The following is a 20,485-nucleotide window of genomic DNA, read 5'->3' as shown; positions in this document are numbered from 1 at the left end:
GGGGTGACGGAAAGGTAGGTGATCCACTATTCCGCGTTACAGGCGAAAATGGTCCTGGACCCCCGCCTCAGCGATATCCGCATTGCTGCAACTGTGCCTCGTAACGCATCGCCATGTTGGCGGAACGGCGGGCGGCCTTTTGGACTGCGGCATTGTTGCGCCAGCTGCCTTTCGCATAGCCGGCATGGCCGGAATAATAAGCGAGGTAGAGATTGTAGGGGTCGTTCAGCGCAATGCCGTTTTCGCGCCGGCTCTTGGCGTGGTACCAGCCGACGAAATGGATCGCATCGGTGAAATCGGTGCGGCTTGCCGACCAGCGGCCGGTTTCACGCTGGTAAACACTCCATGTGCCGTCAAGCGCCTGCGCATAACCATAAGCGGTCGACTGGCGTGTCCAGGGAATGAAGCCGAGAAGCTTGGTGCGCGGCGGCCGGGCATAGGGGCGAAAGGCGGATTCGGTATAGATCGTCGCCATCATGACGGGCACGGGCACGCCGAATTCGCGCTCGGCGGCTTTTGCATCGCGCCGCCAGTTGTTGAAGATGCCGTTCCGCTGCTCGAAGATCGCACAGGCATTGGTGACCTGTGACGGTGCGGTGGCGCAGCCTGCCAGGACGAGCATCAGGAAAACAACGGCAGATACGCCACGCATAACGGAACCCTTTCGTTCCGCTATTCTTAAATTGCTAACCATTAACGTCGGGTTTTAAGACAAGGTTAATTCAAATGCCTGACATCGGGCGGCCGTTAACACCATGAAAATTCCTGTGTCCGGGATGGGGCGAGACCCCGCACCGCGCATCTCTTTCTCGCCTTTTTTGGAATTTGTTGATCCCCGCGCATCCCCGCTGCTGCCGGGTGCGGTAGACTCCTCCCCATCCCGATCATCAAGCGTGCGCGCGGCGCAAGGTGGGCGGGGCAGGCGGCCGAGATCGGGGAATTTCCCAATGTCACGGTTGAGGCGGCCGGTATGTGTCCACCCCTCAAACAGGAACCGGTTTGGTGGGCGCGTCACAGGCTGAAATGTCGGAGCCGGGGCCGCATCGTCTGCAAAACCCTGCAATACCATTTGATACCCCCGCAGCGATGCGGCCCCTTTTATCGTTTTATGGCGCTGCTTCGGACTTCGAAGCGGCGGCGATCGGATATGGTTAAAAAATCGTAGCCAAATTCAACATAAAGATGTTGGACGCCATTTTTTCTCTTTACAATTGAATTTGAAATAGTACTCTCCGTTTTAATATTTATACGTCGCTGGCGGGGGCTGTAGTGCGGCATTCAAGTATTTTATTGCGAAATTTTATAATTATATTGCTATTTCTGCCGGGTTGTACGGCCGCCGGCCTGCGTGAGTTCGAGCTCTACCGGCAAGCCTATGAGGCGCAGTATGTCGAGGCCGATCTGCTATTGGCGGATCTGGCCAAAGCGGAACGGAATTCGTGGCAGAGGAGTCATGCCGCCGACCGTGATTTCAATCCTGACCACGCAGCCTATTATATCGAAGGTGCAGAACCGCCTCTGACGGCGTCGTTGCGTCGTTCGCTTATTGCTCTCAAAGATTATAATGCCGCTCTTGTCGCTTTGGCGACGGGCGAAAATGCAGAGACGCTGGTAACGCGTTTTACCGGGTTTGCGGCGAATGTGGACAGCGCCTACGAAAGTATCACAGCTATAAAAAAGCGATCTGCTCCTGAAGAGGTTCTTGCCGTCGCAGATAAGATTTGGCCGGGAGTTCGTGCGGCTGAGGCTGTTGGAAACTCATTGCTGGCGGCCGCTGGAAGAGAAGAATTTCGAGTTCGGCTCAGCACAAACAACAAGAAAATGCAGGAATTTTTATCCGCCCTTCGGTCTGCAACGCCGGCTATGTACAAATTGCTGGCGGCCGGGCAGAGACGATATTCCAGAGACGGTGGCGGCAATCAAGAAGACGATGAGTTGCAGAAGAAAAATCGGCGCCTTCTCGCCGGTTGGGTGCTCTTGATTGATCAGTCGAGCGTTGCACTTGCGCGTGCTGCTCAAGCTGCGGAAACCCCCAACACTATCAGCATCAGCAATCTCAACGGCGCGGCGATAGAACTCAGAATTCTCGCTGAGAGAATCAGACTTGAGCGCGCGCGATAGCGAGGACAAATCACATGTCACCAAGCGACGAACTGGAAATACGCCTGGAATCTCTGCTTCGCGTCGCCCGCGATGATTATCAAGCTGCGAAAGCAAAAAATGACAAGGCGGGAATGGATGCGGCCGATGCCCGTGAAAGGGTTTTGATTCCCGCGCTCGATCTCTTGGCCCTTGGTCAATATGAAACCGCGATAAAAATGCTTGCAGCCTATGGCTTGGCTTTCGATAGCGCTGCGAAAGCTGTCCGGGCTTCACCTTTTCCCTCCTCCGCAGCGGACCCCTTTGAGCCGCCGGAAAAGGCTGAATTTTCCGATACCGAGCTGGATGCGGCGACGAAACAGCCGCCTGCCGCCCCTGCAAGTGTCTCGACCGGCAAGCCGGCGGGCTGGTCGGAAGATTACCAGACCCTGTGGGACACGATGGAGATTCGTCCGGAATGGCGCTCCCAGGCGGAGTTCGCGGCGCGTAAGGTGGTTGAAAACCAGAAGCGTTATGCCGCTGTGGTGTCCGGAACCATGGTGCCCTGGTGGTTCGTGGCGGTCGTCCATGGCATGGAATGCAGCTTCGATTTCAAAGGCCATTTGCTGAATGGCGATCCCTTGAGCGGACGCACGGTCAGGGAACCTCCAAACCAGCCGCCTTTCGGCTCTCCGCCCTATGACTGGGAGACGGCCGCACGTTATGCCGTGACATATGAGGGGTTGGATAAGATCACGTACTGGTCTTTAACCAACACGCTGCATCGATGGCACAAATACAACGGTATCAACAACGAATATAAGCGTCGGAAAATGCCCACGCCCTATTTATGGAGTGGTTGCTACCACTACGAAAAAGGCAAATATACTCGCGATCGCTATTTCGATCCCGGAGTCCCTTCGCAGCAGGTCGGCGCGGCGATCATCCTGAAAACGCTGATCGAGATGGGAGCGGTGTCGTTCGACGTTTCCAACGCGCTGAAGGCCAATCCTCTGGCGGCGACGGGCAATCTTGCGCTGCTGTCTCCGGATCTTTCCGCAACCGCTTTCAAATCGATCGAGCAGGAACTCGACTTTCCCGACGCATTGAAGGACGGATCTTCCGGAAAAGGTGTCAAGCGCCTGCAGGAATGGCTCAACCTGAACGGCTATCATACCGGCATTGACGCCGATTTCGGTGCATCCACCGAAACGGTGCTCAATCGCTTCGCCCAGGCGCAAGGGCGCAGCGGCGCAACGGTGCTGAATGAGGAATTGTGGGCGATCCTCACCGCGCCGCTCCGCCGGGCGACGGCAAAGGTCGTGCCGGGCGCGTCCTTCGAGGAAACCGTATTGAAGGTGGCGCGGCAGCACGTCGCGGAGTGGCCAAGGGAGGTCGGGGACGATAATTGCGGTCCCTGGGTGCGCGCCTATATGCGCGGGGCGGAGGGGAAGGACCAGCCATGGTGCGCCGGTTTCGTGTCGCTCATCATCGAGCAGGCGGCGCGGGACATGGGTATCAAGCCGCCATTGAAGCGGCAGGTTGGCGTCGATGCGCTGGTTGCAGACGCCAAGGCCAGCGGCCGTTTCATTGCGGAAAATGAGGTTGCCACCCCGCTGCTTCGTTCCTCCAGGCTGCGGCCGGGTTATCTTTTCGTCATCCGCCAAGATGCGAGCGACTGGAGCCATGTGGGATTTGTCCTGTCCATGGGCGCCGAGACCTTCGATACCATTGAGGGCAACACCAATCGGAAAGGCGGAGTGGAGGGCATTGAAGCCCGGCAGAACAACAGGCGTTATCTGTCCCGCGATTTCATAAAACTTATATAAGTTGCCGTATTTTTTAAGGTTTCAATCATGGGCATATATTTCGGCGGCATCGTGGATGTCTCGATCGGCCTCGCATTCCTGTACCTCTCGCTCAGCCTGATTTGCACGACGCTCAACGAGATCGTTGCGACCGGTTTGAAGCTGCGGGCGAAGTTGCTGAGCGCGGCGGTAAAGAAACTGCTCGATGAGCCGGCGGGTGGGGAACTGCTGCAACGCTTTTATCAAAACGGCCTGATCCGGGGCACGCTTGCTTCGTCCCATGCCAATCTCCCTGAGCCGTCGGGTGTACCAGCGCCCGGCAAACATTCCTCCTATCTCGACAGCCGCAATTTCGCGATGGCTTTGCTCACAAGCCTCGATCCGAAAACACCCATGCCTGCTATTACCGATCTGAAAGCGATGGTCGAGAAGATCGATGGCGCAGCCGCCATTCCCGCTGGGGTGAAGGATGTGCTGGCGGCGGCGCTCGCGATGGGTGAGACGGATATCGCCAAGCTTCGAGATCATATCGCCTTATGGTTTGATACGGCCATGGACAGGCTGGCCGGTGAATATAAACGTCAGCTGCGCTTGATTTCCTTGGGTGCCGGTCTTGCCGTCGCCGTCGGATTGAATGCGGACAGCATCGCCGTCGGAAAAGCGATCTGGAACGATGGTGATCGCGAGATCGTGCGGCAGGTGGGCGAGATGCTTCCCGAAATCTCGCAGGTCAACGCGGCTGCGTGCGCTTCGCCCCCCGGTTCGGCGAACGAAGCCGATGCGGGAGCCGAGATGGACTGCCGGTTGCGCCGACTGGCTGATCAGCTGGATAATTTGCGGCCATTGCCTATCGGTTGGGGGCAGGAGACTGTGGCTTCTCCTCCATCCGGTGCGGCCGGCAAGATCGAAGTGCGTGGCTGCTCGGTTTTAGACATGGCCGTGAAGCTCGTGGGATGGTTGATAACGGCGCTTGCCCTGTCGCTCGGGGCTCCCTTCTGGTTCGATATGTTGAACAAGGTCATGAATATTCGCGGTGCCGGAACGCCGCCGCAGAAGGCCAAGGAGACCTGAACCGCCGGCATGGCGCGCTCTTGCCGTGCGTATTTCTCAGGCAGATGCCTTGCTGACGGCGGAGTTCCTGCTCCGCCGGTTTCTCCGTTTGCACATGGGTAATGGACGGAAAGCCGCCGCCGCTGTTCAAAAATGAAAACCGATAAAATTGTAGCAATCGGCTTAAAGCGGCTGAAAACAGTGCTGTGCCATTGTGGGATCACAGACAGGGAGCGGCCTTTGAAAGAGGCGCTCCGGAAACGAAATCGAGACCGGCACAAGCCGGCGGATCGCAAACGGGGTATGAAATGCTGAAGAAGATTATTGCTGCCGCCATCTGCGGAATTGCCATTGCTTCCATGTCCACCCATGCCGATGCGGCGGGTGCTGCCGGTTTTGCCCGTGGATTTGCCGCCGTCGAGAAGTCCGCCGTGACCGCAATCGGCATTTCGGCACCCGGCGGTTTTGATGGCTGCGTTCTTGCCGCCGGCCAGTGTGTGTCCACCATCGCCGCGCCGCTGACGGTCGAGCGCCGTGAGGAACTGCTGCGCGTCAACCGCGATGTGAACGCCACCATGGGCGCGCTCGATGATTATGTCTCCGGCTTTGCAACTGATCTTCCGGCAACGCCATCCGCAAGCCTCGGGGATTGCGGTGACTGCGCTGCGATCAAGCGCACGGCCCTTGCCGGCGCCGGCTGGTCTTCCAACGCATTGCGGCTTGCTTTCACACTTCAGGATGACGGATCGCTCGAAAAGGTGCTTGTTGTTACCACCGACAAGGGCGATATCGTCCTTGGCAACGCCCACGTCTCTCCGGCCAGCCGCGAAACCGCGCTCTGACCTTTCCCCTCGGGCATCGGACAGGATTTTCGATCCGATGCTCCACTCGTTCATGCCTGCCAGACTGCGCCGGTTTTTCTGATCCTCATTGGTTCAGGAAGCCGGCGATTTTTTTCGTTCGGCCACGGCAATGCCTGCAAGCGCCATGAAGAGCGCCGCGATCTGATAGGTGTGCAGGGTTTCGCTGAGCACGAGGACCGAAAGCAGCGTGCCGAAGACCGGCACGAGGTTGATGAAGAGGCCGGCGCGGTTGGCGCCGATCTGCTCCACACCCTTGATGTAGAGAATCTGCGCGATGAGCGAAGCAAAAATACCGGCATAGACCACCAGCACCCAGCCTTTCTGATCCGGCCAGATCAGGCTTTCGCGCGACATTTCAAAGAAGACCAGCGGCACCGAGGTGAGGAGGGCGAAAAAGGCGGGGATCGCCATCAGCGTGCGCCAGTCGACCGCGGGTTTCCAACGCAGGATGACGGTGTAGACGGCATAGACCAAAACGGCGAGCAGCATGATGGCGTCGCCCGCATTCATTTCCAGTTGCAGCAGCGAGACCGGATCGCCATGCGAGGCGAGCAGCGCCACGCCTGATATGGTGAGGCAGAAGCCGGCGATCTGGCCGAACAGCACTCGGGTGCGGAACAGGATGAAGTTCAGGACGAAGATGACCATGGGAATGCCGGCCTGGATGACGGCGGCATTGATGGCCGAGGTGTGCTGCAGCGCCGTGTAGAGAAACACGTTGAAGGCGGTGTAACCGACACTGCCGAGCACGAAGAAATAGGGCAGGCGCTGTTTCACCACTGGCCAATCCTTGATCAGTTGCGGCACGGAAATGGCGAAGATGATGGCGACGGCGAGGACCCAGCGCAGGAAGGTGAAGGCCATGGGGCTGATGTGGCCGACGGCCAGCTTGCCGGCAACGGTGTTGCCACCCCAGCAGAGCGTGGCGATGATGAGGGCGATATAGGCTTTCGAGGGCACGCTGATGTTTCGCTTTTTCATGGGGGCGGGAAAAACGGCAGGGGGTAAACCGCGACCTTGCGTCCGCGCCTGTCCCCACGGGGCGAGATAATGCGGGAAATCCGCGCCTTGTCACGGAAAAAGCAAAATTCACCATAAGAAACAGGGTCGCTTTCCGTAAAACAACACAGTATACATTCGCGGGTTTGGGTTTCCCATCGGGTTATCGGGCGCGCAGGCGCCATGAGCAGGAAAGCAAGAAATGACGAATGTTGTGGTGGTCGGCTCGCAATGGGGCGATGAGGGCAAAGGCAAGATTGTCGACTGGCTGTCCGAGCGGGCAGATGTCGTCGTGCGGTATCAGGGCGGCCATAATGCCGGCCACACACTTGTCATCGATGGCGTCAGCTACAAGCTTTCGCTTCTGCCGTCCGGCGTCGTGCGTCCCGGCAAGCTCGCTGTCATCGGCAATGGCGTCGTGGTCGATCCGCATGCGCTGATTGCTGAAATCGGCCGTCTGGAAGCGCAGGGCGTCAAGGTCACGCCGGAAAACCTGCGCATCGCCGACAATGCCACACTCATTCTTTCGCTGCACCGTGAACTGGACGGCATGCGCGAAGACGCCGCCTCCAACAGCGGCACCAAGATCGGCACCACCCGCCGCGGCATCGGCCCGGCCTATGAAGACAAGGTCGGCCGCCGCGCCATCCGCGTTATGGATCTTGCCGACATGGAGGCGCTTTCCGCCAAGGTCGATCGCATCCTTACCCATCACAATGCGCTTCGTCGCGGTTTCGGCGCGACCGAAGTCTCGCATGAAACCATCATGGAAGAGCTGGGCTCGATTGCCGAGCGCATCCTGCCGTTCAGCGAAACCGTCTGGCTGCTGCTCGACAAGAAGCGCCGCGCCGGTGCGCGCATCCTGTTTGAGGGCGCTCAGGGCTCACTGCTCGATATCGACCACGGCACCTATCCCTACGTGACCTCATCCAACACGGTTGCCGGCCAGGCCGCTGCCGGTTCGGGCATGGGTCCGGGATCGCTCGGTTATATTCTCGGCATCACCAAGGCTTACACCACCCGCGTGGGTGAAGGTCCGTTCCCGACCGAGTTGCATGACGAGATCGGCCAGTTCCTGGGCGAAAAAGGTCATGAATTCGGCACCGTCACCGGCCGCAAGCGCCGTTGCGGCTGGTTCGATGCCGCGCTGGTGCGCCAGTCGGTCGCCACCAATGGTATTACAGGCATTGCGCTGACCAAGCTTGACGTGCTTGACGGCCTCGACGAGCTGAAAATCTGCGTCGGCTACAAGCTCGACGGTCAGGAAATCGACCATCTTCCGGCAAGCCAGGGTGCGCAGGCGCGGGTCGAGCCGATCTACGTCACGTTGGAAGGCTGGAAAGAATCGACAGTCGGTGCCCGAAAATGGGCGGATTTGCCTGCTCAGGCAATCAAATATGTCCGTCAGGTCGAGGAATTGATCGGGGCGCCTGTCGCGCTTCTGTCGACAAGTCCGGAGCGTGACGACACCATACTTGTGACTGATCCGTTTGAGGACTAATGTCCTCGGCGATCTAGATTCATAAACCATATCGGGCCGGTACGTCGCCGGTCACGACGAGAAAGTGCTTATGGCGGATTTTGTAGCAGTCATTCGCAAGGCCGTGGATGGCTTGGCGAACAATACTCCCGAAAACCGGGCGAAGGTTTACGACAAGGCGCGCAGTGCGGTTGTGCGCCAACTCGAGAATATGAAGCCACGTCCGCCGGAAGAATTGTTGCGCCGGCAGATCGCCAAGCTGGACGCCGCCATTGCCGAGGTGGATAGCGAATATGCCGAGGCGCTTCCGGCGCTGACGGAGGATGACGCTGTCTCCCCGGTGGCAGAAGAAACGGCGGCATCCCATGAGCATCAGGAGGCCGTCGATGAAGCGGCGGCCCATCCTGCCGAAGCCGAGCACGAAGACGAACCGGAAGAGCCTGTTCATCGTGAAGAGGTGCAGCACGAACCGGTTTATGAAGAGCCTGCCCATCACGACGAACCCCGCCACGATGCCCACGCTTCCGAAGAAGAGCGGCATCATGGGGAACACGAGCCGGAAGAGCTTTATGATGCGCCGGAACCCGTGCATGCCGCACCGGCCCCGGTGACCGCCTCCACCGAAGAGGTCGGCACCTATTTCACCCGCACGGAAGAAGAGCCGGCTCACCAGCCGCAGGACGACCATGCGGAGCCTGAAACGGCGTTCGCCCCTGCCGATGATTCCGTTCCTTCCCATTGGGCGCAGCCGGTGGATGAGGACGACTGGCGCAAGCTCGAGGAAGCGCAGAACGACGATGCGCGCCCGGCCGGCGAAGCCTATGGGGATATTGGCGATGAGAGCGGCGAACGTCCGCTCGTTGCCGGTTATTCCGCTCAGCACTACCAGGAACCGGGCGTAAGTTTCGAGCCGGCCCCTTACGAAGAGGATGAGCGTCGCGAGGCGGATAACCGTTTCGGCCCTGCCGCGGTGGAGCATGCGCCGGCCTTTGGCGGCCGTCATGATTTTGACGAACACCACCAGGTGGAAGAGCAGGCTCCGAAAAAGGCAGCCGTGGTCGAGGATTTCTCGTCCTATTTCCAGGATGCGGATATTGCCATTCCCGCCAAGGACGCGCCGGCGCTGCCGCGTGCGGATAATGATCTCTTCGGCGAGCAGGCGGCGGGTGCCAAGGACAATAAGGAACGCACACCCTGGGACGATCTGGACGAGCTGATCGGTTATGATGGCGCTTCCGCGTCCAACCGGCAGACTTCGGATGAAGCGCCGGGCGTTGGTGCTGCTGCGGCGACGCCCGCCTATATGGTCAAGAAAAAGCCGCGCCGTAACTATGCCTCGGTCGTGCTCGCCCTTGTCGGCGTGGCGCTGCTGGCCGGCGGTGGTTATGCCGTGTGGACGAACCGCGATGCGCTGAACGATATGGTCGGCGGGCTGGTCAGTTCCGCGCAGAATGGCGGCAATGGCCAGACGCCGCCCACAGAGACGGCGCAGACGCAGCCTTCGACGCCACCGGCCACCCAGCAACCGCCGGCCACTAACGGCCAGCAGCAGCCGACCACGCCCAACAATCACCAGACCCAGCCGCATGGTGATGACGGTTCCGTCACCGGCACCAAATTTACCCAGCGGCTTATGGCCGATGGCACCGAACGGGACGAAGGACCGGCAACCGGATCGAACGGCCAGCCCGTTACGGCCGAAGGCCAGTCTGTCTATGAGCAGAACGTCGCGCCGCCGCCTGCGGGCGAGGCTCCCGCCAATAATGCTGCGGGTGCACCTGCGGGAACGCCGGCCGGCACGCCGGCGGGACAGCAGCCTGCCGCTGCCGCCACCGGCGACCGCATGTTCCTTTACGAGGAAGTGCTGGGCCAGACGGTGCCAACGGCCATTCAGGGCAGCGTGTCCTGGTCGCTGCAGCAGGAAAATGACGCGGAAGGCAAGCCCTCGCCCACCGTGCAGGGCCAGATCACCGTTCCCGGCCGTGGTCTCAGCGCGCTCATCACCTTCAAGCGCAACACCGATCCGTCGCTGCCGGCGAGCCATCTGATCGAGATCGTCTTCTCGGTTTCGCCAGGCTTCGAAGGCGGTGCGATCGACAGCGTCCAGCGCATCGCGATGAAGAGCACCGAGCAGGATCGCGGCAACGCGCTGATCGCGGTTCCCGCCAAGATCACCGACGATTTCCACATGATCGCGCTCAACGACTTCCCGGATGCGATGAAGACCAATCTGGAGCTTCTGAAGAGCCGCAACTGGATCGACATTCCGGTTTCCTATCGCAACGGCCGACGTGCGCTTCTGACCCTGCAAAAGGGCAATGACGGCATCGCCGCCTTCGACAAGGCGCTCGGCGAATGGGCGGCATCGGCTCCGGCGACCGGGCAGTGATGATTTAAGGGCGGCTCAGGCCGCCCTTTTTGTTATATGGCTACGGCGGTGTCTTTGCGTTTGTCGGGTGATGGGTGGGTTAGTTGGTGCTGGTGGGTGTGGCTCACCCCCCTCTGCCCTGCCGGGCATCTCCCCCACAGGTGGGGAGATCGACTCGCGGCAAGGTTTCGCCTTTCTTGACAGTCGAGATAGCGAAACGCGGGCGCGTCTTGCCAATCTCCCTCCTTGTGGGGAGATGCCCGGCAGGGCAGAGGGGGGGAAGCGGCATACTCCGAAGCGCGGATATTTTCCCTACCGCTTTTCCTCCAACACAATCGCGGGTCTCAGAGGCAGACCATTTCCCATCGCCCGCCTTTTACAAACAAAAAATCCCCGGCCGAAGGCCGAGGATGATTCATGGTCAGCACATCAGCGTCAAGAGCGCTGCCTTACGCATCCACCACGCGCAATGCGCGCGCAGCTTCCAGCGCTTCCTTCTGCACCGCTTCCTGAACCTTCTCGAAGGCGCGAACCTCGATCTGGCGCACGCGTTCGCGGCTGATGTCGAACTCGGAGGAGAGTTCTTCCAGCGTCACCGGATCTTCGGCGAGGCGGCGGGCCTCGAAGATGCGGCGTTCGCGCTCGTTCAGCACGCCCATGGCCTTGGCCAGCATGCGGCGACGCGTTTCCAGCTCGTCCTGTTCGATCAGCACGGCTTCCTGGCTCTCATGGTCATCCACCAGCCAGTCCTGCCATTGGCCGGACTCGCCTTCGGACGCCTTGATCGGCGCATTCAGCGATGCGTCGCCATGCAGGCGGCGGTTCATCGAGATGACTTCTTCTTCCGACACCTGCAGCTTGGTAGCGATTTCCTTGACGTGTTCCGGCTTCAGATCGCCGTCATCGATCGCCTGGATGCGGCCTTTCAGCCGGCGCAGGTTAAAGAACAGGCGTTTCTGGTTGGCCGTCGTACCCATCTTCACCAGTGACCACGAACGCAGGATATATTCCTGGATCGAGGCCTTGATCCACCACATGGCATAGGTGGCCAGACGGAAACCGCGTTCCGGATCGAACTTCTTCACCGCCTGCATCAGGCCGACATTGCCTTCGGAGACGACTTCGCCGATCGGCAGGCCGTAACCGCGGTAACCCATGGCGATCTTGGCGACGAGACGCAGATGGCTGGTGACGAGCTTGTGCGCGGCGTCGCGGTCGCCATGCTCGGCATAACGCTTGCCAAGCATATACTCTTCCTGCGGCTCCAGCATCGGAAATTTACGGATGTCGTCGAGATATCTATTGAGACCGGCTTCACCAGCCGTAATCGTAGGCAAACTATTGCGGGCCATAAAGCACCCCCTTATCTATGGTCTGGAACGGCACCCTCTTCGGCGTGGTAAAATCACCCGCCCGAGGCACACCGTAAGCTGCGGGTCGTTACCGACCCCGCACGAACCCATGTGACAGATATGTACGCGCGCGCCGCGTTTCAAGCGAACGCTGCGTTCACACATGCGTTATGTTCCGGTGACACCTTCCTTGACCTGTTTAACTTTCGAACGATAGATTCGTTCCGAAAAACCGCCAAGACCGGAGCGCACCATAAGCTCATACATCACCCGCCGGCGCATGGGATTGTGCAGACGCACCACCTTCGAGCCGAGGAACTGCGTCTCGACATGGCCGAGTGCCTGTAGATCGGGATCGGCGGCGATCGCGGCTGCATAGGTGGCATAAAATTCCCGGCGGCAGACATAGGTCTTGTATTTCGTCATGCCGAAACAGACGAGGCTGTGGCCATGCGTGCGCAGGAAATCGGCGACGCCGACGGTCACCTCCGGCCAGGCGGGATTGAAGGTATCGTCGAACACGATAACGCCGTGCGGCGCGATCACCTCCATCGCCAGCTTCGCATCGGCCAGTATATGATGCAGATGGTGGCCGCCATCGATGCTGAAGAAACGCGCCGGGCCAATGCGCGAGGTGATCTCGGCAGGCGCGAGCCGCGTGCTGTCGCCTTTGATGATGAGGTCCTCATCCATCGGAAACCCCAGCCGCCGGCCGTTTTCCATCAGGCGCTCATATTGGTCGAGGCTGCCGTCTTCGGGCGGATCAAGATCGAAAAGATCGACGCCCAGCACCTTTTCTTGGCTCTGCGCGAATTTCCGCAACAGGAAATAGGAGCGGCCATAATAAACGCCGATTTCCGCCATGCCGCCGCCGAGGCCGCCTTTGGTCTGCGCCTGCAGCAAGGCCTTGAAGACAAGCGCATCGGGCGGGTCGATATAGCCTTCGACGCTGCGCAGATCCTGGAATATAAACCGGCGGTCTTCGATATTCATATGCGATAAATCCCGTCATCATGCCGGTTCCGTTCGGGGGGATGCGACTTGAACGAATGGCGTTTCCTGCGGCGTCTTTTCCGGCCAAGCTCTTGTGCGGCCACGGTTTTCACAGCGGCGATTTCAAGCTTTGCGCGGGGCCGAGGAGGTGCGACGATTGAAGCGAAATTGGGGCGGTCTATAAAAAGGACCGACTGCGGAATATCGCTATCTGCTAATCTTTTTTTATTATCCGGGGCTTCCGGCGAAATGCAGGGCGCAGTTTTTTGGCTGCGCCGTGCAGGTTTTCAGCTGCGCAGGGCCGTCAGCAACTCTTCCATGTCTTCAGGCATGTCGGTTTCGAACTCCATCACCTCGCCGGTGCGCGGATGTTCGAAGGCCAGAAGATAGGCGTGCAGCGCCTGGCGCGGAAAGCGGCTGACGGTGCTTCTGGCCGGTTCTTCCAGCAGGTTCGCCTTGGTGCGGAAGGCAGCGCCATATTCGGGATCGCCGATCAGCGGATGACCGATATGGGCCATGTGCACGCGAATCTGATGCGTGCGGCCCGTTTCCAGACGGCACTCCACCATGGAGGCGAGGCAGGAGGCGTCAGGCTTTTCCTGGAAGCGTTCCATCACCTCGTAATGGGTGATCGCCTCGCGAGCATCGAACGAATCCTCATTCTTGACGGCGCGCTTGGTGCGGTCGGCGCCGCGCCCGAGGGCGGCATCGATGGTGCCGCGCAGGGTACGCGGGCGGCCCCAGACAACGGCCTTATAGGCGCGTTCCAGCGGGCCGGTGCGGCCATGATCAGCAAATTGCGCGGCGAGATGGCGGTGGGCATTGTCGTTCTTCGCCACGACCATGACACCAGACGTTTCCTTGTCCAGCCGGTGCACGATGCCCGGCCGCTTGACGCCGCCAATGCCGGACAGGCTGTCGCCGCAATGGTGGATGAGGGCGTTGACCAGCGTTCCCGTCCAGTTGCCGGCGCCCGGATGCACGACGAGACCGGCGGGCTTGACGAGCACGATCAGGTCCTCATCCTCATATTCCACGTCGAGCGGAATATCCTCGCCCTGCGGCACGGGGTCTTCCGGCTCCGGCATGACGATCTCGATGCGATCGCCCGGATGCACCTTCTTTTTCGGTTCGGTCACGGGTTTGCCGTTGAGGAGAACCGCGCCCTGCTCGATCAGCGCCTTCAGGCGGCTGCGCGACAGATCGCTGCCGACTTCGCCCACCAGCCACACATCGAGGCGGCCTTCGGCGTCTTCCCCGGCAATCAGGACTTTCCTTGCGTCTCCGCCTTGTTTAAAGGGGTCGTTCATTCTTATTTTTTCCGATCCATCAGCATTTCAGGGAACCCGATGACGCAGATCGAGCCAGACGAACAGGAAGACAAGCCGCTTGATCCGGCCATGGAAAAAGTTCGCCGCAAGATGATCCGTTTGCAGATCGTGTCGGGCTCCGTGATGTTTATCAGCCTTATGGCCGTCTTCGGTGCGGTTGTCTACAAGGCGATGGGGCCGTCGAAAACGGTTCAGACGCAAAGCGAAGCGCCGAACCTTGCGGTTCCCACCGGCAACGGACCGGTTGCGGTCACCGCCAGCCTGCCGCAGGGCTTTGTGATCGACAATGTCAGCTATTCCGGCGGCGACATGCTGTTTTACGGCCGGCTTGCCAACGGCACCCGCAAGGCGCTGGTCTTCAACGTCGCGGCAGGCCGGTTCCTTGCCGATGTGACTGTTGATGGCCAGTGAGGTCAATCCTCTTCTGGACGGGCGGGCGCTGATCCCGATCGACGACCCGGCCGATCCGCGCATCGCCGCCTTTCGCGATATTCGCGAGCGCGATCTCACCGGCCGGCAGGGCCGCTTCATTGCGGAAGGCACGGTGGTGCTGCGCATGCTGGCCGCCGCCCATAAAGTGGGCGGGGCCTTTGCGGCGGAAAGCATCCTGATCCTGCGCAACCGGCTTTCCGGGGTTGCGGATATTCTCGCCGATTTCCCCGATGATGTTCCCGTTTATGTGGCTGAAGCGCCGGTGCTGGATGGTATCGTCGGTTTCCACCTGCATCGCGGCATTCTGGCGCTCGGGCGACGGGTTCAGGATTGCGGGCTCGTGGAGATGACGGCGGCGCTTCCCGCGTCTTCGCTGGTGCTGGTGGGCTGCGGCATTTCCAACCACGATAATCTCGGCGCGATGTTCCGCAACGGGGCGGCGTTTTATGCCGATGCGGTGCTGCTGGACGAGACGTGCTGCGATCCGCTCTATCGCAAGGCGCTCAGGGTTTCCGTGGGCTCGGTGCTGTCGGTTCCCTACCATCGCGGTGGCGGGGCGGTGGAGATGCTGGAGCGGCTCTCTGGGGCCGGATTTGCGATCTGGGGTCTTTCGCCTGACGGCAAGACGGAAATTCGCGACATTCCCCGCTCCGAGCGAATGGCGCTGGTGATCGGCACGGAAGGCGAGGGACTGCCGCAATCGGTGCTGTCTCGGTTTCAGACGGCGCGAATTGCGCAGTCGCCGCAGCTGGACAGTCTGAATGCGGGGACGGCTTCGGGGCTGGCGCTTTATCAGATGGCGGGGGCGATGGGGCGGGTTTAGGGAGCGCTTACCGCGGCCTTTGCGTATGCCGCTTCACCCCCCTCTGCCCTGCCGGGCATCTCCCCCTCAAGGGGGGAGATCGGCAGGAGGCGCTACCACCACTTCATTCGCAAATGTCGAGATGGGCGAGACTTATCCGCTTGTCGATCTCCCCCCTTGAGGGGGAGATGCCCGGCAGGGCAGAGGGGGGTAAGCCGCACCCACTGAGGCGGACTATCCCACACCCGCCGAATTAGCGTTTCCGCTTCTCCATCACCACCTTCGCCCGCGTCGCAAGGCTCTCCCGCCCGGATGAACCCGACGCCTTGGCCAGCAACCCCGGAATAGGCGAATTCTCACCCTCCCGTGCTGCCGTCAGCGCAATCATCTCGGCGGCGATCCTCGCGATTTCGCGGCGGATCGGTTCGTCATTGCCGGTGCCGCGCACATTCAGCAGGCGTTCGGTGAGCGCCGTGCCCTGATTGCGGATATCCTCGATTTCCTGTTCCAGCCGTTCCGGCGCCGGTGCCGTTGGCTCAACCACCGGGGAGGCGGCTGCTTCCTCTGCGGCCGCCGTCTGTGCCATGTCCTCAGCGACGACGGGCGCGGTTTCGAGCGGGGCGGCCGGGGCGGGGGCCGCGGGTTGCGGCAGGTTAGCTGCTTTTTCCACCGGCACGGCGGGGTTCGGCAGGCGAATGATCATATCGTTGCTGCGGCCGCCCGTTGCGGCCAGCTGCTCCTTCAGGCGGGCGACGTCCTGGTTGCGCAGGGTCAGCATCGTGTCGAGATCGGCATTTTTCGCCATCAGCGTGGCGAGCTGTTCCTCCAGCCGGGTGACCTTGCGGCTTTCGCGCGCAACCGCTGTCATCGCTTCCTTGTTGCGGGCGGCGACGTCCTGCAATTCGCGGGTCGCTGTCTCGCCTTCCTTGCGGAAACGTGTGGCGCTCTGTTTCGCCTGCTCGGCCTCCAGATCGCGGGTGGCGGCGGTGATTTTCGAATCATCCAGCTCGCGCGTCAGATTTGTCAGGCGGGCGGTGAGATCGGACATCTGGCTGGCGCGCTCGTTGGCGGCCTGTTCCTGCTGCAGGAGATTGGCCGCAATCGTGCCGGCGCGCTCTTCGCTGGTATCGAGGGCGGCGCGCAATTCGCCGATCTCCAGCGTCAGCTCCTCGATCTTCAGGGAAAAACTGCGGTTCTGCTCGCCGAGCCGGTAGGCGTCGCTGGAGGCGGCCTCGTTGGCGAGGCGCAGCGAGGTATTCTTTTCCCGTTCGGTATCCAACTCCTGGCGGACCTTGGCATTTTCGGCGGCGTAAAGCGCACGCGCCATGTCCTTCTGGGCGCGCACCTCCTGCGGGCTGATGGGCATCGTCGCGCGCAGGCGGTTTTCCGTATAGGCGACGATGCGGCGGTGGATCGCGGGTGCGATCAACAGGGCCAGCAGGGTTGCGGTGAGAAAACCCAATCCGAAGAGAATGGCATATTCGATCACGCGGGACAGTCTCCGAAACTCAGATACGCGCGCATTCGGAAAGAGGGGCGCGAAAGCACGTTACGCTATTATTGCAACCGTGGGGAGGGGTGTCGCACCGTCAAAACCGGCCCGTTATTTCCTCCCGCTCGGCCTTAGCGAATCAGAAGGGGTTCCAGGTCGGCTGCTGGGTGAGCTTCAGGTAACCGACATTGATGCCGAGGCGTGCGCCGATGCCGGTGCGGATGGGGGCGAGCGTCACATCGCTACTCTTCAGATAGGTCATGCCGACGCCGGCGACGATGAAGGCGGAACCGCTGACGCCGCCATAACGGCGGTAAAGTGCATCGACGGAGGGAAGATTATAGACCAGCATCATGGCGCGGGTGCCCTGGCCGCCATAGTCCAGCCCGAGCGAGGGGCCCTGCCAGAAGACCGGGTGCTGGCCGGCATTCTTGGTGTAAAGCGTACCTTCACCATAGGTGAGGCCGGCAACGAAGGCGCCGGAGCCTTCCTGGCCGAGAATGTAACCGTTCGGAAGACCGTATTGCTGGAAGGCGCGCTCCACCACCTTGGCAAGGCCGCCGGTGGTTTCACCGAAGAATCCGTGGCCTGCATCCACGACTTCCTGGATAGAATATTGATCGCTGGTCTGGGCAAAGGCCGGTGTGACCCACATCAAGAGGCTCGCAAGGAGCGCGACAATCTTTCCCAGTCCGAGGCGTGCAATGGTGCGGGTTTTCGTAAGGCGCATCGTCATGTCCGTCCGTCTGTTTCGTTAACGCATCAGCCCGAAAAACCGAATCGATTTTCGCGAGGGCAGATGCGTAGAGTCAAAGTTCTACAGCATGTTTCGTGCATCCTGACAGATACACGGGGCTCCAGTGTGGCCTGTTAAGGCATTTGGCATTTTGAAACCATCCTATTAACAATCGGTTTACCAAATATGGTGTCATTATGGCTTAACAATTTCCACACCGTCCGCGCCTCCCTTGCGCAGGAGAGAATTTTATGACGAGCAAACTCAATATCACGCTGTCCGGTCCCGATCTGGCGGCTCTTCTGTGCAGCCGTGTGTGCCATGACGTGATTTCTCCTGTCGGCGCCATCAATAACGGCCTCGAACTTCTGGACGAGGGCGGCACGGATGACGATGCGCTCGATCTCATCCGCACGTCAGCGCTTAACGCATCCGTGAGGCTTAAGTTCGCCCGCCTTGCCTTCGGCGCTTCCGGCTCGGCCGGTGCATCGATCGACACCGGTGAGGCTGAAAAGGCCGCCCAGGATTTCGCCGCCGCCGAAAAGAAGGCCGAAGTCAGCTGGAACGGCCCGCGCGCCATCGTGCCGAAAAATCGTGTCAAACTTCTGCTCAACCTGTTTCTCGTCGCTTACGGCGCCATCCCGCGCGGCGGCAATGTGGATGTGCTCCTGGAAAATCCCGACGGCGACGCCAGGTTCGAAATCACCGTCAAGGGCCGGATGATGCGCGTTCCGGCCAAGTTCGCGGAAATTTACGAAGGCCGGCTGGAAGAGGCGGTCGACGCCCATTCCGTGCAGCCCTATTACACGCTGCTTTTGGCTGAAGAGGCCAATATGGCCGTAGAATACAAGGTGCATGAAGACCGTATCGTCTTTACCGCGAAGACGGTTGCCGAGTGACGGTGCAGTTGCCGATGTGAATTTGTGAGAGGCCGGATCGCGTCAACCGACGTGGCCGGCCTTTTTTATTTTTGGGGAGCACGTTCATGACGCGTCTGGCAACCGCCCGCCTTGTCCTGCGGCCGCATGCCCTTTCGGATGAAGCGCTTTATTGCGCCTTCTGGGGGGCGGCCGTCCGGCCGATTGAGGGGGTTACGTCGATTGCCCCACTGGACCCGGAACTTGCCTTCGCGCGCCTGTTGCGTTTCATCGGCCATTGGTCCGTCTTCGGTTTCGGCCCCTTTGTGGTGGAAGAGCTTGCCACCGGGCGCATCGTCGGCGAGGTGGGCTTTGCCCATATGCGCCGCGGCAACGGCGCCGATTTCGATGGCGTGCCCGAGGCGATGTGGAAAATCGACGGGCAATTGACGGGCAAAGGTGTCGCAACCGAAGCGGTGGCTGCTGCAACGGAATGGTTCGATGAGAGCGGGATTTCGCAGCGGAGCGTCTGCATGATCGACGCACTGAACACGCCGTCGCTGGCGATAGCGGCCCGATTCGGCTTTCGTCCGTTTCGCGAGATGATGTTCCGCAACAATCCTGTCCGGCTTTTCGAGCGGGTGAGCCGGAAATAGGGCGAGGTGCGGCCCAGGAGACCTTAAACAGGTTTCAGAACGTGCTGAAACCTGTTTAAGGTCTCGGCAAATGGCGGTTTGAGGCAAGGGTTGGCCATATCAACTCTGGAGCCCCTCATGCGTCTTTTTCTTCTGACGGCAATCGTCGTCCTCTCCACCCTTCGCGCCGCGATGGCTGACAGCGCCATCGGTTTCAAACAGACGGAATTGCCTGCTAATGCCGACGGGCATGCGCTCACCATATCCCTGTGGTATCCGGCCGCGCCCTCGGGCAAAACCGAGACCGTGGGAGAAAACGCGGCGTTTTATGGCCTTGACGTGCAGCCCGGTGCGCCATTCCTCACGGGATCCCGACCCGTTGTCCTGATATCGCACGGTTTTGGCGGAAGCTGGCGTAATCTCAACTGGATTGCCGGCGAGCTTGTGCAGCAGGGCTATGTGGTGGCCGCACCTGACCACAATGGAGAAACATTTACCGAGGCGAATGCGACCGAGATTGTTCCGTTATGGGAGCGGCCGCGCGACATCAGCCGAACGCTGACGGCGCTGCTCGATCATGACGATCTTGCGGGCAGGATCGATAGGACGCGCATCGCCGTGATCGGTCATTCTCTCGGCGGCTGGACCGCAATGGAGCTGGCAGGCGCCCGTTATAGCGCCGATCTTGCCCTGAAGGATTGCAACATGGAGAAGCTGCCGCCGCAATGCAAGGCGCCGCGGCTGCTGGGCAAGGTTGGCATTGTCGGGAACGGCAAGGCCGATCCGCGTCTTTCGATGGATTGGCGCGATGCTCGCATCCGCGCCGTGATTGCACTCGATCTCGGGCCGGCGGCCGGTTTTCTGCCGGAGACGCTGCAGCAAGTGAAGGTGCCGGTTCTGGTTCTGGCCGCTGGTGTGGAGACCCCGGAGATCGCCGCCATCAAGGCCGATTCCGGATATATTGCCGATTATCTGCCCAAGGCGACACGTATCTACCGGGAAATACCGGATGCCAGCCATTTCAGCTTCATGCAGATATGCAAGCCGAACGGCGAAAAAATCGTGGAAGAGCTTTCTCCGGGCGAGGGATTCGTCTGCCGCGACGGCGGCGGCAGGGACCGCGCGGCCCTCCATGCGCAGATCGCTGAGGCAATCCTCGGCTTCCTGAAAGTGGAACTGCGTTAGAGCTTTTGAAGCGCTTCGGGACC

The 20,485-nt window shown here is 60.4% G+C and carries 18 protein-coding genes; 11 read left to right on the top strand and 7 right to left on the bottom strand.

From position 1 onward, the window contains the following. Positions 1–67 precede the first annotated feature (67 nt). Positions 68–652, bottom strand: a complete 585-nt coding sequence (locus CFBP5499_RS11400) for a transglycosylase SLT domain-containing protein (protein ID WP_080824413.1) — start codon at positions 650–652, stop codon at positions 68–70. A 617-nt stretch (positions 653–1,269) separates the two neighbouring features. Between CFBP5499_RS11400 and CFBP5499_RS11395 the strand changes: the two genes are divergently transcribed. The 4 genes from CFBP5499_RS11395 (at position 1,270) to CFBP5499_RS11380 (ending at position 5,779) form a co-directional block, all read left to right on the top strand. After that, positions 1,270–2,121: a hypothetical protein gene (locus CFBP5499_RS11395; protein ID WP_130932418.1), complete on the top strand. Its 852-nt coding sequence runs from the start codon at positions 1,270–1,272 to the stop codon at positions 2,119–2,121. Positions 2,122–2,135: 14 nt separating this feature from the next. Beyond that, positions 2,136–3,908, top strand: coding sequence for a hypothetical protein (locus CFBP5499_RS11390; RefSeq protein ID WP_080824415.1), 1,773 nt, complete (start codon positions 2,136–2,138; stop codon positions 3,906–3,908). Between the two features lie 27 nt (positions 3,909–3,935). Then, entirely contained in the window at positions 3,936–4,958 is a 1,023-nt protein-coding gene (locus CFBP5499_RS11385; RefSeq protein ID WP_080824416.1) for a hypothetical protein, read from the top strand. Between the two features lie 287 nt (positions 4,959–5,245). Continuing rightward, on the top strand, positions 5,246–5,779 hold the full coding sequence (locus CFBP5499_RS11380; protein WP_080824417.1) for a transglutaminase-like cysteine peptidase: 534 nt from the start codon (positions 5,246–5,248) through the stop codon (positions 5,777–5,779). A 93-nt stretch (positions 5,780–5,872) separates the two neighbouring features. Here CFBP5499_RS11380 and CFBP5499_RS11375 read toward each other — a convergent pair whose 3' ends face one another. After that, positions 5,873–6,760 carry a DMT family transporter gene (locus CFBP5499_RS11375; RefSeq protein WP_175416781.1) on the bottom strand — a complete coding sequence of 296 codons (888 nt, stop codon included), beginning with the start codon at positions 6,758–6,760 and terminating at the stop codon, positions 5,873–5,875. Between the two features lie 241 nt (positions 6,761–7,001). On the opposite strand from CFBP5499_RS11375, the gene CFBP5499_RS11370 reads away from it, so the two are divergent. Together CFBP5499_RS11370 and CFBP5499_RS11365 are read left to right on the top strand one after the other, a co-directional pair. Then, entirely contained in the window at positions 7,002–8,300 is a 1,299-nt protein-coding gene (locus CFBP5499_RS11370) for an adenylosuccinate synthase (protein ID WP_080824419.1), read from the top strand. Positions 8,301–8,370: 70 nt separating this feature from the next. Further along, positions 8,371–10,668 carry a hypothetical protein gene (locus tag CFBP5499_RS11365; protein WP_175416695.1) on the top strand — a complete coding sequence of 766 codons (2,298 nt, stop codon included), beginning with the start codon at positions 8,371–8,373 and terminating at the stop codon, positions 10,666–10,668. Between the two features lie 428 nt (positions 10,669–11,096). Here the strand turns inward: CFBP5499_RS11365 and rpoH are convergent, their stop codons facing one another. The 3 genes from rpoH to CFBP5499_RS11345 form a co-directional block, all read right to left on the bottom strand. Beyond that, complete coding sequence (gene rpoH / locus CFBP5499_RS11355; RefSeq protein WP_080824422.1) at positions 11,097–11,999, bottom strand: RNA polymerase sigma factor RpoH; 903 nt, start codon at positions 11,997–11,999, stop codon at positions 11,097–11,099. A gap of 168 nt (positions 12,000–12,167) precedes the next feature. Continuing rightward, positions 12,168–12,992 (bottom strand): class I SAM-dependent methyltransferase, encoded by an 825-nt coding sequence (locus CFBP5499_RS11350; RefSeq protein WP_080824423.1) that lies wholly within the window; start codon positions 12,990–12,992, stop codon positions 12,168–12,170. Positions 12,993–13,279: 287 nt separating this feature from the next. Next, positions 13,280–14,302 (bottom strand): RluA family pseudouridine synthase, encoded by a 1,023-nt coding sequence (locus CFBP5499_RS11345; RefSeq protein ID WP_080824424.1) that lies wholly within the window; start codon positions 14,300–14,302, stop codon positions 13,280–13,282. A 39-nt stretch (positions 14,303–14,341) separates the two neighbouring features. Between CFBP5499_RS11345 and CFBP5499_RS11340 the strand changes: the two genes are divergently transcribed. Then, the gene (locus CFBP5499_RS11340) at positions 14,342–14,734 is read left to right on the top strand and encodes a hypothetical protein (RefSeq protein ID WP_080824425.1); all 393 of its coding nucleotides are present in this window, start codon (positions 14,342–14,344) and stop codon (positions 14,732–14,734) included. Beyond that, entirely contained in the window at positions 14,724–15,578 is an 855-nt protein-coding gene (locus tag CFBP5499_RS11335) for a TrmH family RNA methyltransferase (protein WP_130932419.1), read from the top strand. The genes CFBP5499_RS11340 and CFBP5499_RS11335 overlap by 11 nt, the downstream gene beginning before the upstream one ends. A 232-nt stretch (positions 15,579–15,810) precedes the next feature. On the opposite strand, the gene CFBP5499_RS11325 is transcribed toward CFBP5499_RS11335, so the two are convergent. After that, positions 15,811–17,046 carry a hypothetical protein gene (locus tag CFBP5499_RS11325; protein WP_080824426.1) on the bottom strand — a complete coding sequence of 412 codons (1,236 nt, stop codon included), beginning with the start codon at positions 17,044–17,046 and terminating at the stop codon, positions 15,811–15,813. A 142-nt stretch (positions 17,047–17,188) separates the two neighbouring features. Next, a complete protein-coding gene (locus tag CFBP5499_RS11320; RefSeq protein WP_006314968.1) occupies positions 17,189–17,785 on the bottom strand; it encodes a DUF1134 domain-containing protein in 597 nt (198 codons plus the stop codon). A gap of 251 nt (positions 17,786–18,036) precedes the next feature. Between CFBP5499_RS11320 and chpT the strand changes: the two genes are divergently transcribed. The 3 genes from chpT (at position 18,037) to CFBP5499_RS11305 (ending at position 20,462) form a co-directional block, all read left to right on the top strand. Further along, complete coding sequence (gene chpT, locus CFBP5499_RS11315) at positions 18,037–18,684, top strand: histidine phosphotransferase ChpT (protein WP_080824427.1); 648 nt, start codon at positions 18,037–18,039, stop codon at positions 18,682–18,684. An 86-nt stretch (positions 18,685–18,770) separates the two neighbouring features. Beyond that, the gene (locus CFBP5499_RS11310) at positions 18,771–19,298 is read left to right on the top strand and encodes a GNAT family N-acetyltransferase (RefSeq protein ID WP_080824428.1); all 528 of its coding nucleotides are present in this window, start codon (positions 18,771–18,773) and stop codon (positions 19,296–19,298) included. A gap of 117 nt (positions 19,299–19,415) precedes the next feature. Then, positions 19,416–20,462 (top strand): alpha/beta hydrolase family protein, encoded by a 1,047-nt coding sequence (locus CFBP5499_RS11305; protein ID WP_175416694.1) that lies wholly within the window; start codon positions 19,416–19,418, stop codon positions 20,460–20,462. The last annotated feature ends 23 nt before the right edge of the window (positions 20,463–20,485 follow it).

Origin of the sequence: Agrobacterium tumefaciens (assembly GCF_005221325.1) — a bacterium.
Lineage (GTDB): Bacteria > Pseudomonadota > Alphaproteobacteria > Rhizobiales > Rhizobiaceae > Agrobacterium.
This window is presented reverse-complemented; position numbering and strand designations above follow the sequence as displayed.

What these genes read in the sequence shown, in the direction of transcription:
- CFBP5499_RS11400 (WP_080824413.1), bottom strand. Translation starts at nt 652, where the DNA reads ATGCGTGGCGTATCTGCCGTTGTTTTCCTGATGCTCGTCCTGGCAGGC.
- CFBP5499_RS11390 (WP_080824415.1), top strand. Translation starts at nt 2,136, where the DNA reads ATGTCACCAAGCGACGAACTGGAAATACGCCTGGAATCTCTGCTTCGC.
- CFBP5499_RS11385 (WP_080824416.1), top strand. Translation starts at nt 3,936, where the DNA reads ATGGGCATATATTTCGGCGGCATCGTGGATGTCTCGATCGGCCTCGCA.
- CFBP5499_RS11380 (WP_080824417.1), top strand. Translation starts at nt 5,246, where the DNA reads ATGCTGAAGAAGATTATTGCTGCCGCCATCTGCGGAATTGCCATTGCT.
- CFBP5499_RS11370 (WP_080824419.1), top strand. Translation starts at nt 7,002, where the DNA reads ATGACGAATGTTGTGGTGGTCGGCTCGCAATGGGGCGATGAGGGCAAA.
- CFBP5499_RS11365 (WP_175416695.1), top strand. Translation starts at nt 8,371, where the DNA reads ATGGCGGATTTTGTAGCAGTCATTCGCAAGGCCGTGGATGGCTTGGCG.
- rpoH (WP_080824422.1), bottom strand. Translation starts at nt 11,999, where the DNA reads ATGGCCCGCAATAGTTTGCCTACGATTACGGCTGGTGAAGCCGGTCTC.
- CFBP5499_RS11350 (WP_080824423.1), bottom strand. Translation starts at nt 12,992, where the DNA reads ATGAATATCGAAGACCGCCGGTTTATATTCCAGGATCTGCGCAGCGTC.
- CFBP5499_RS11345 (WP_080824424.1), bottom strand. Translation starts at nt 14,302, where the DNA reads ATGAACGACCCCTTTAAACAAGGCGGAGACGCAAGGAAAGTCCTGATT.
- CFBP5499_RS11340 (WP_080824425.1), top strand. Translation starts at nt 14,342, where the DNA reads ATGACGCAGATCGAGCCAGACGAACAGGAAGACAAGCCGCTTGATCCG.
- CFBP5499_RS11335 (WP_130932419.1), top strand. Translation starts at nt 14,724, where the DNA reads ATGGCCAGTGAGGTCAATCCTCTTCTGGACGGGCGGGCGCTGATCCCG.
- CFBP5499_RS11320 (WP_006314968.1), bottom strand. Translation starts at nt 17,785, where the DNA reads ATGACGATGCGCCTTACGAAAACCCGCACCATTGCACGCCTCGGACTG.
- chpT (WP_080824427.1), top strand. Translation starts at nt 18,037, where the DNA reads ATGACGAGCAAACTCAATATCACGCTGTCCGGTCCCGATCTGGCGGCT.
- CFBP5499_RS11310 (WP_080824428.1), top strand. Translation starts at nt 18,771, where the DNA reads ATGACGCGTCTGGCAACCGCCCGCCTTGTCCTGCGGCCGCATGCCCTT.
- CFBP5499_RS11305 (WP_175416694.1), top strand. Translation starts at nt 19,416, where the DNA reads ATGCGTCTTTTTCTTCTGACGGCAATCGTCGTCCTCTCCACCCTTCGC.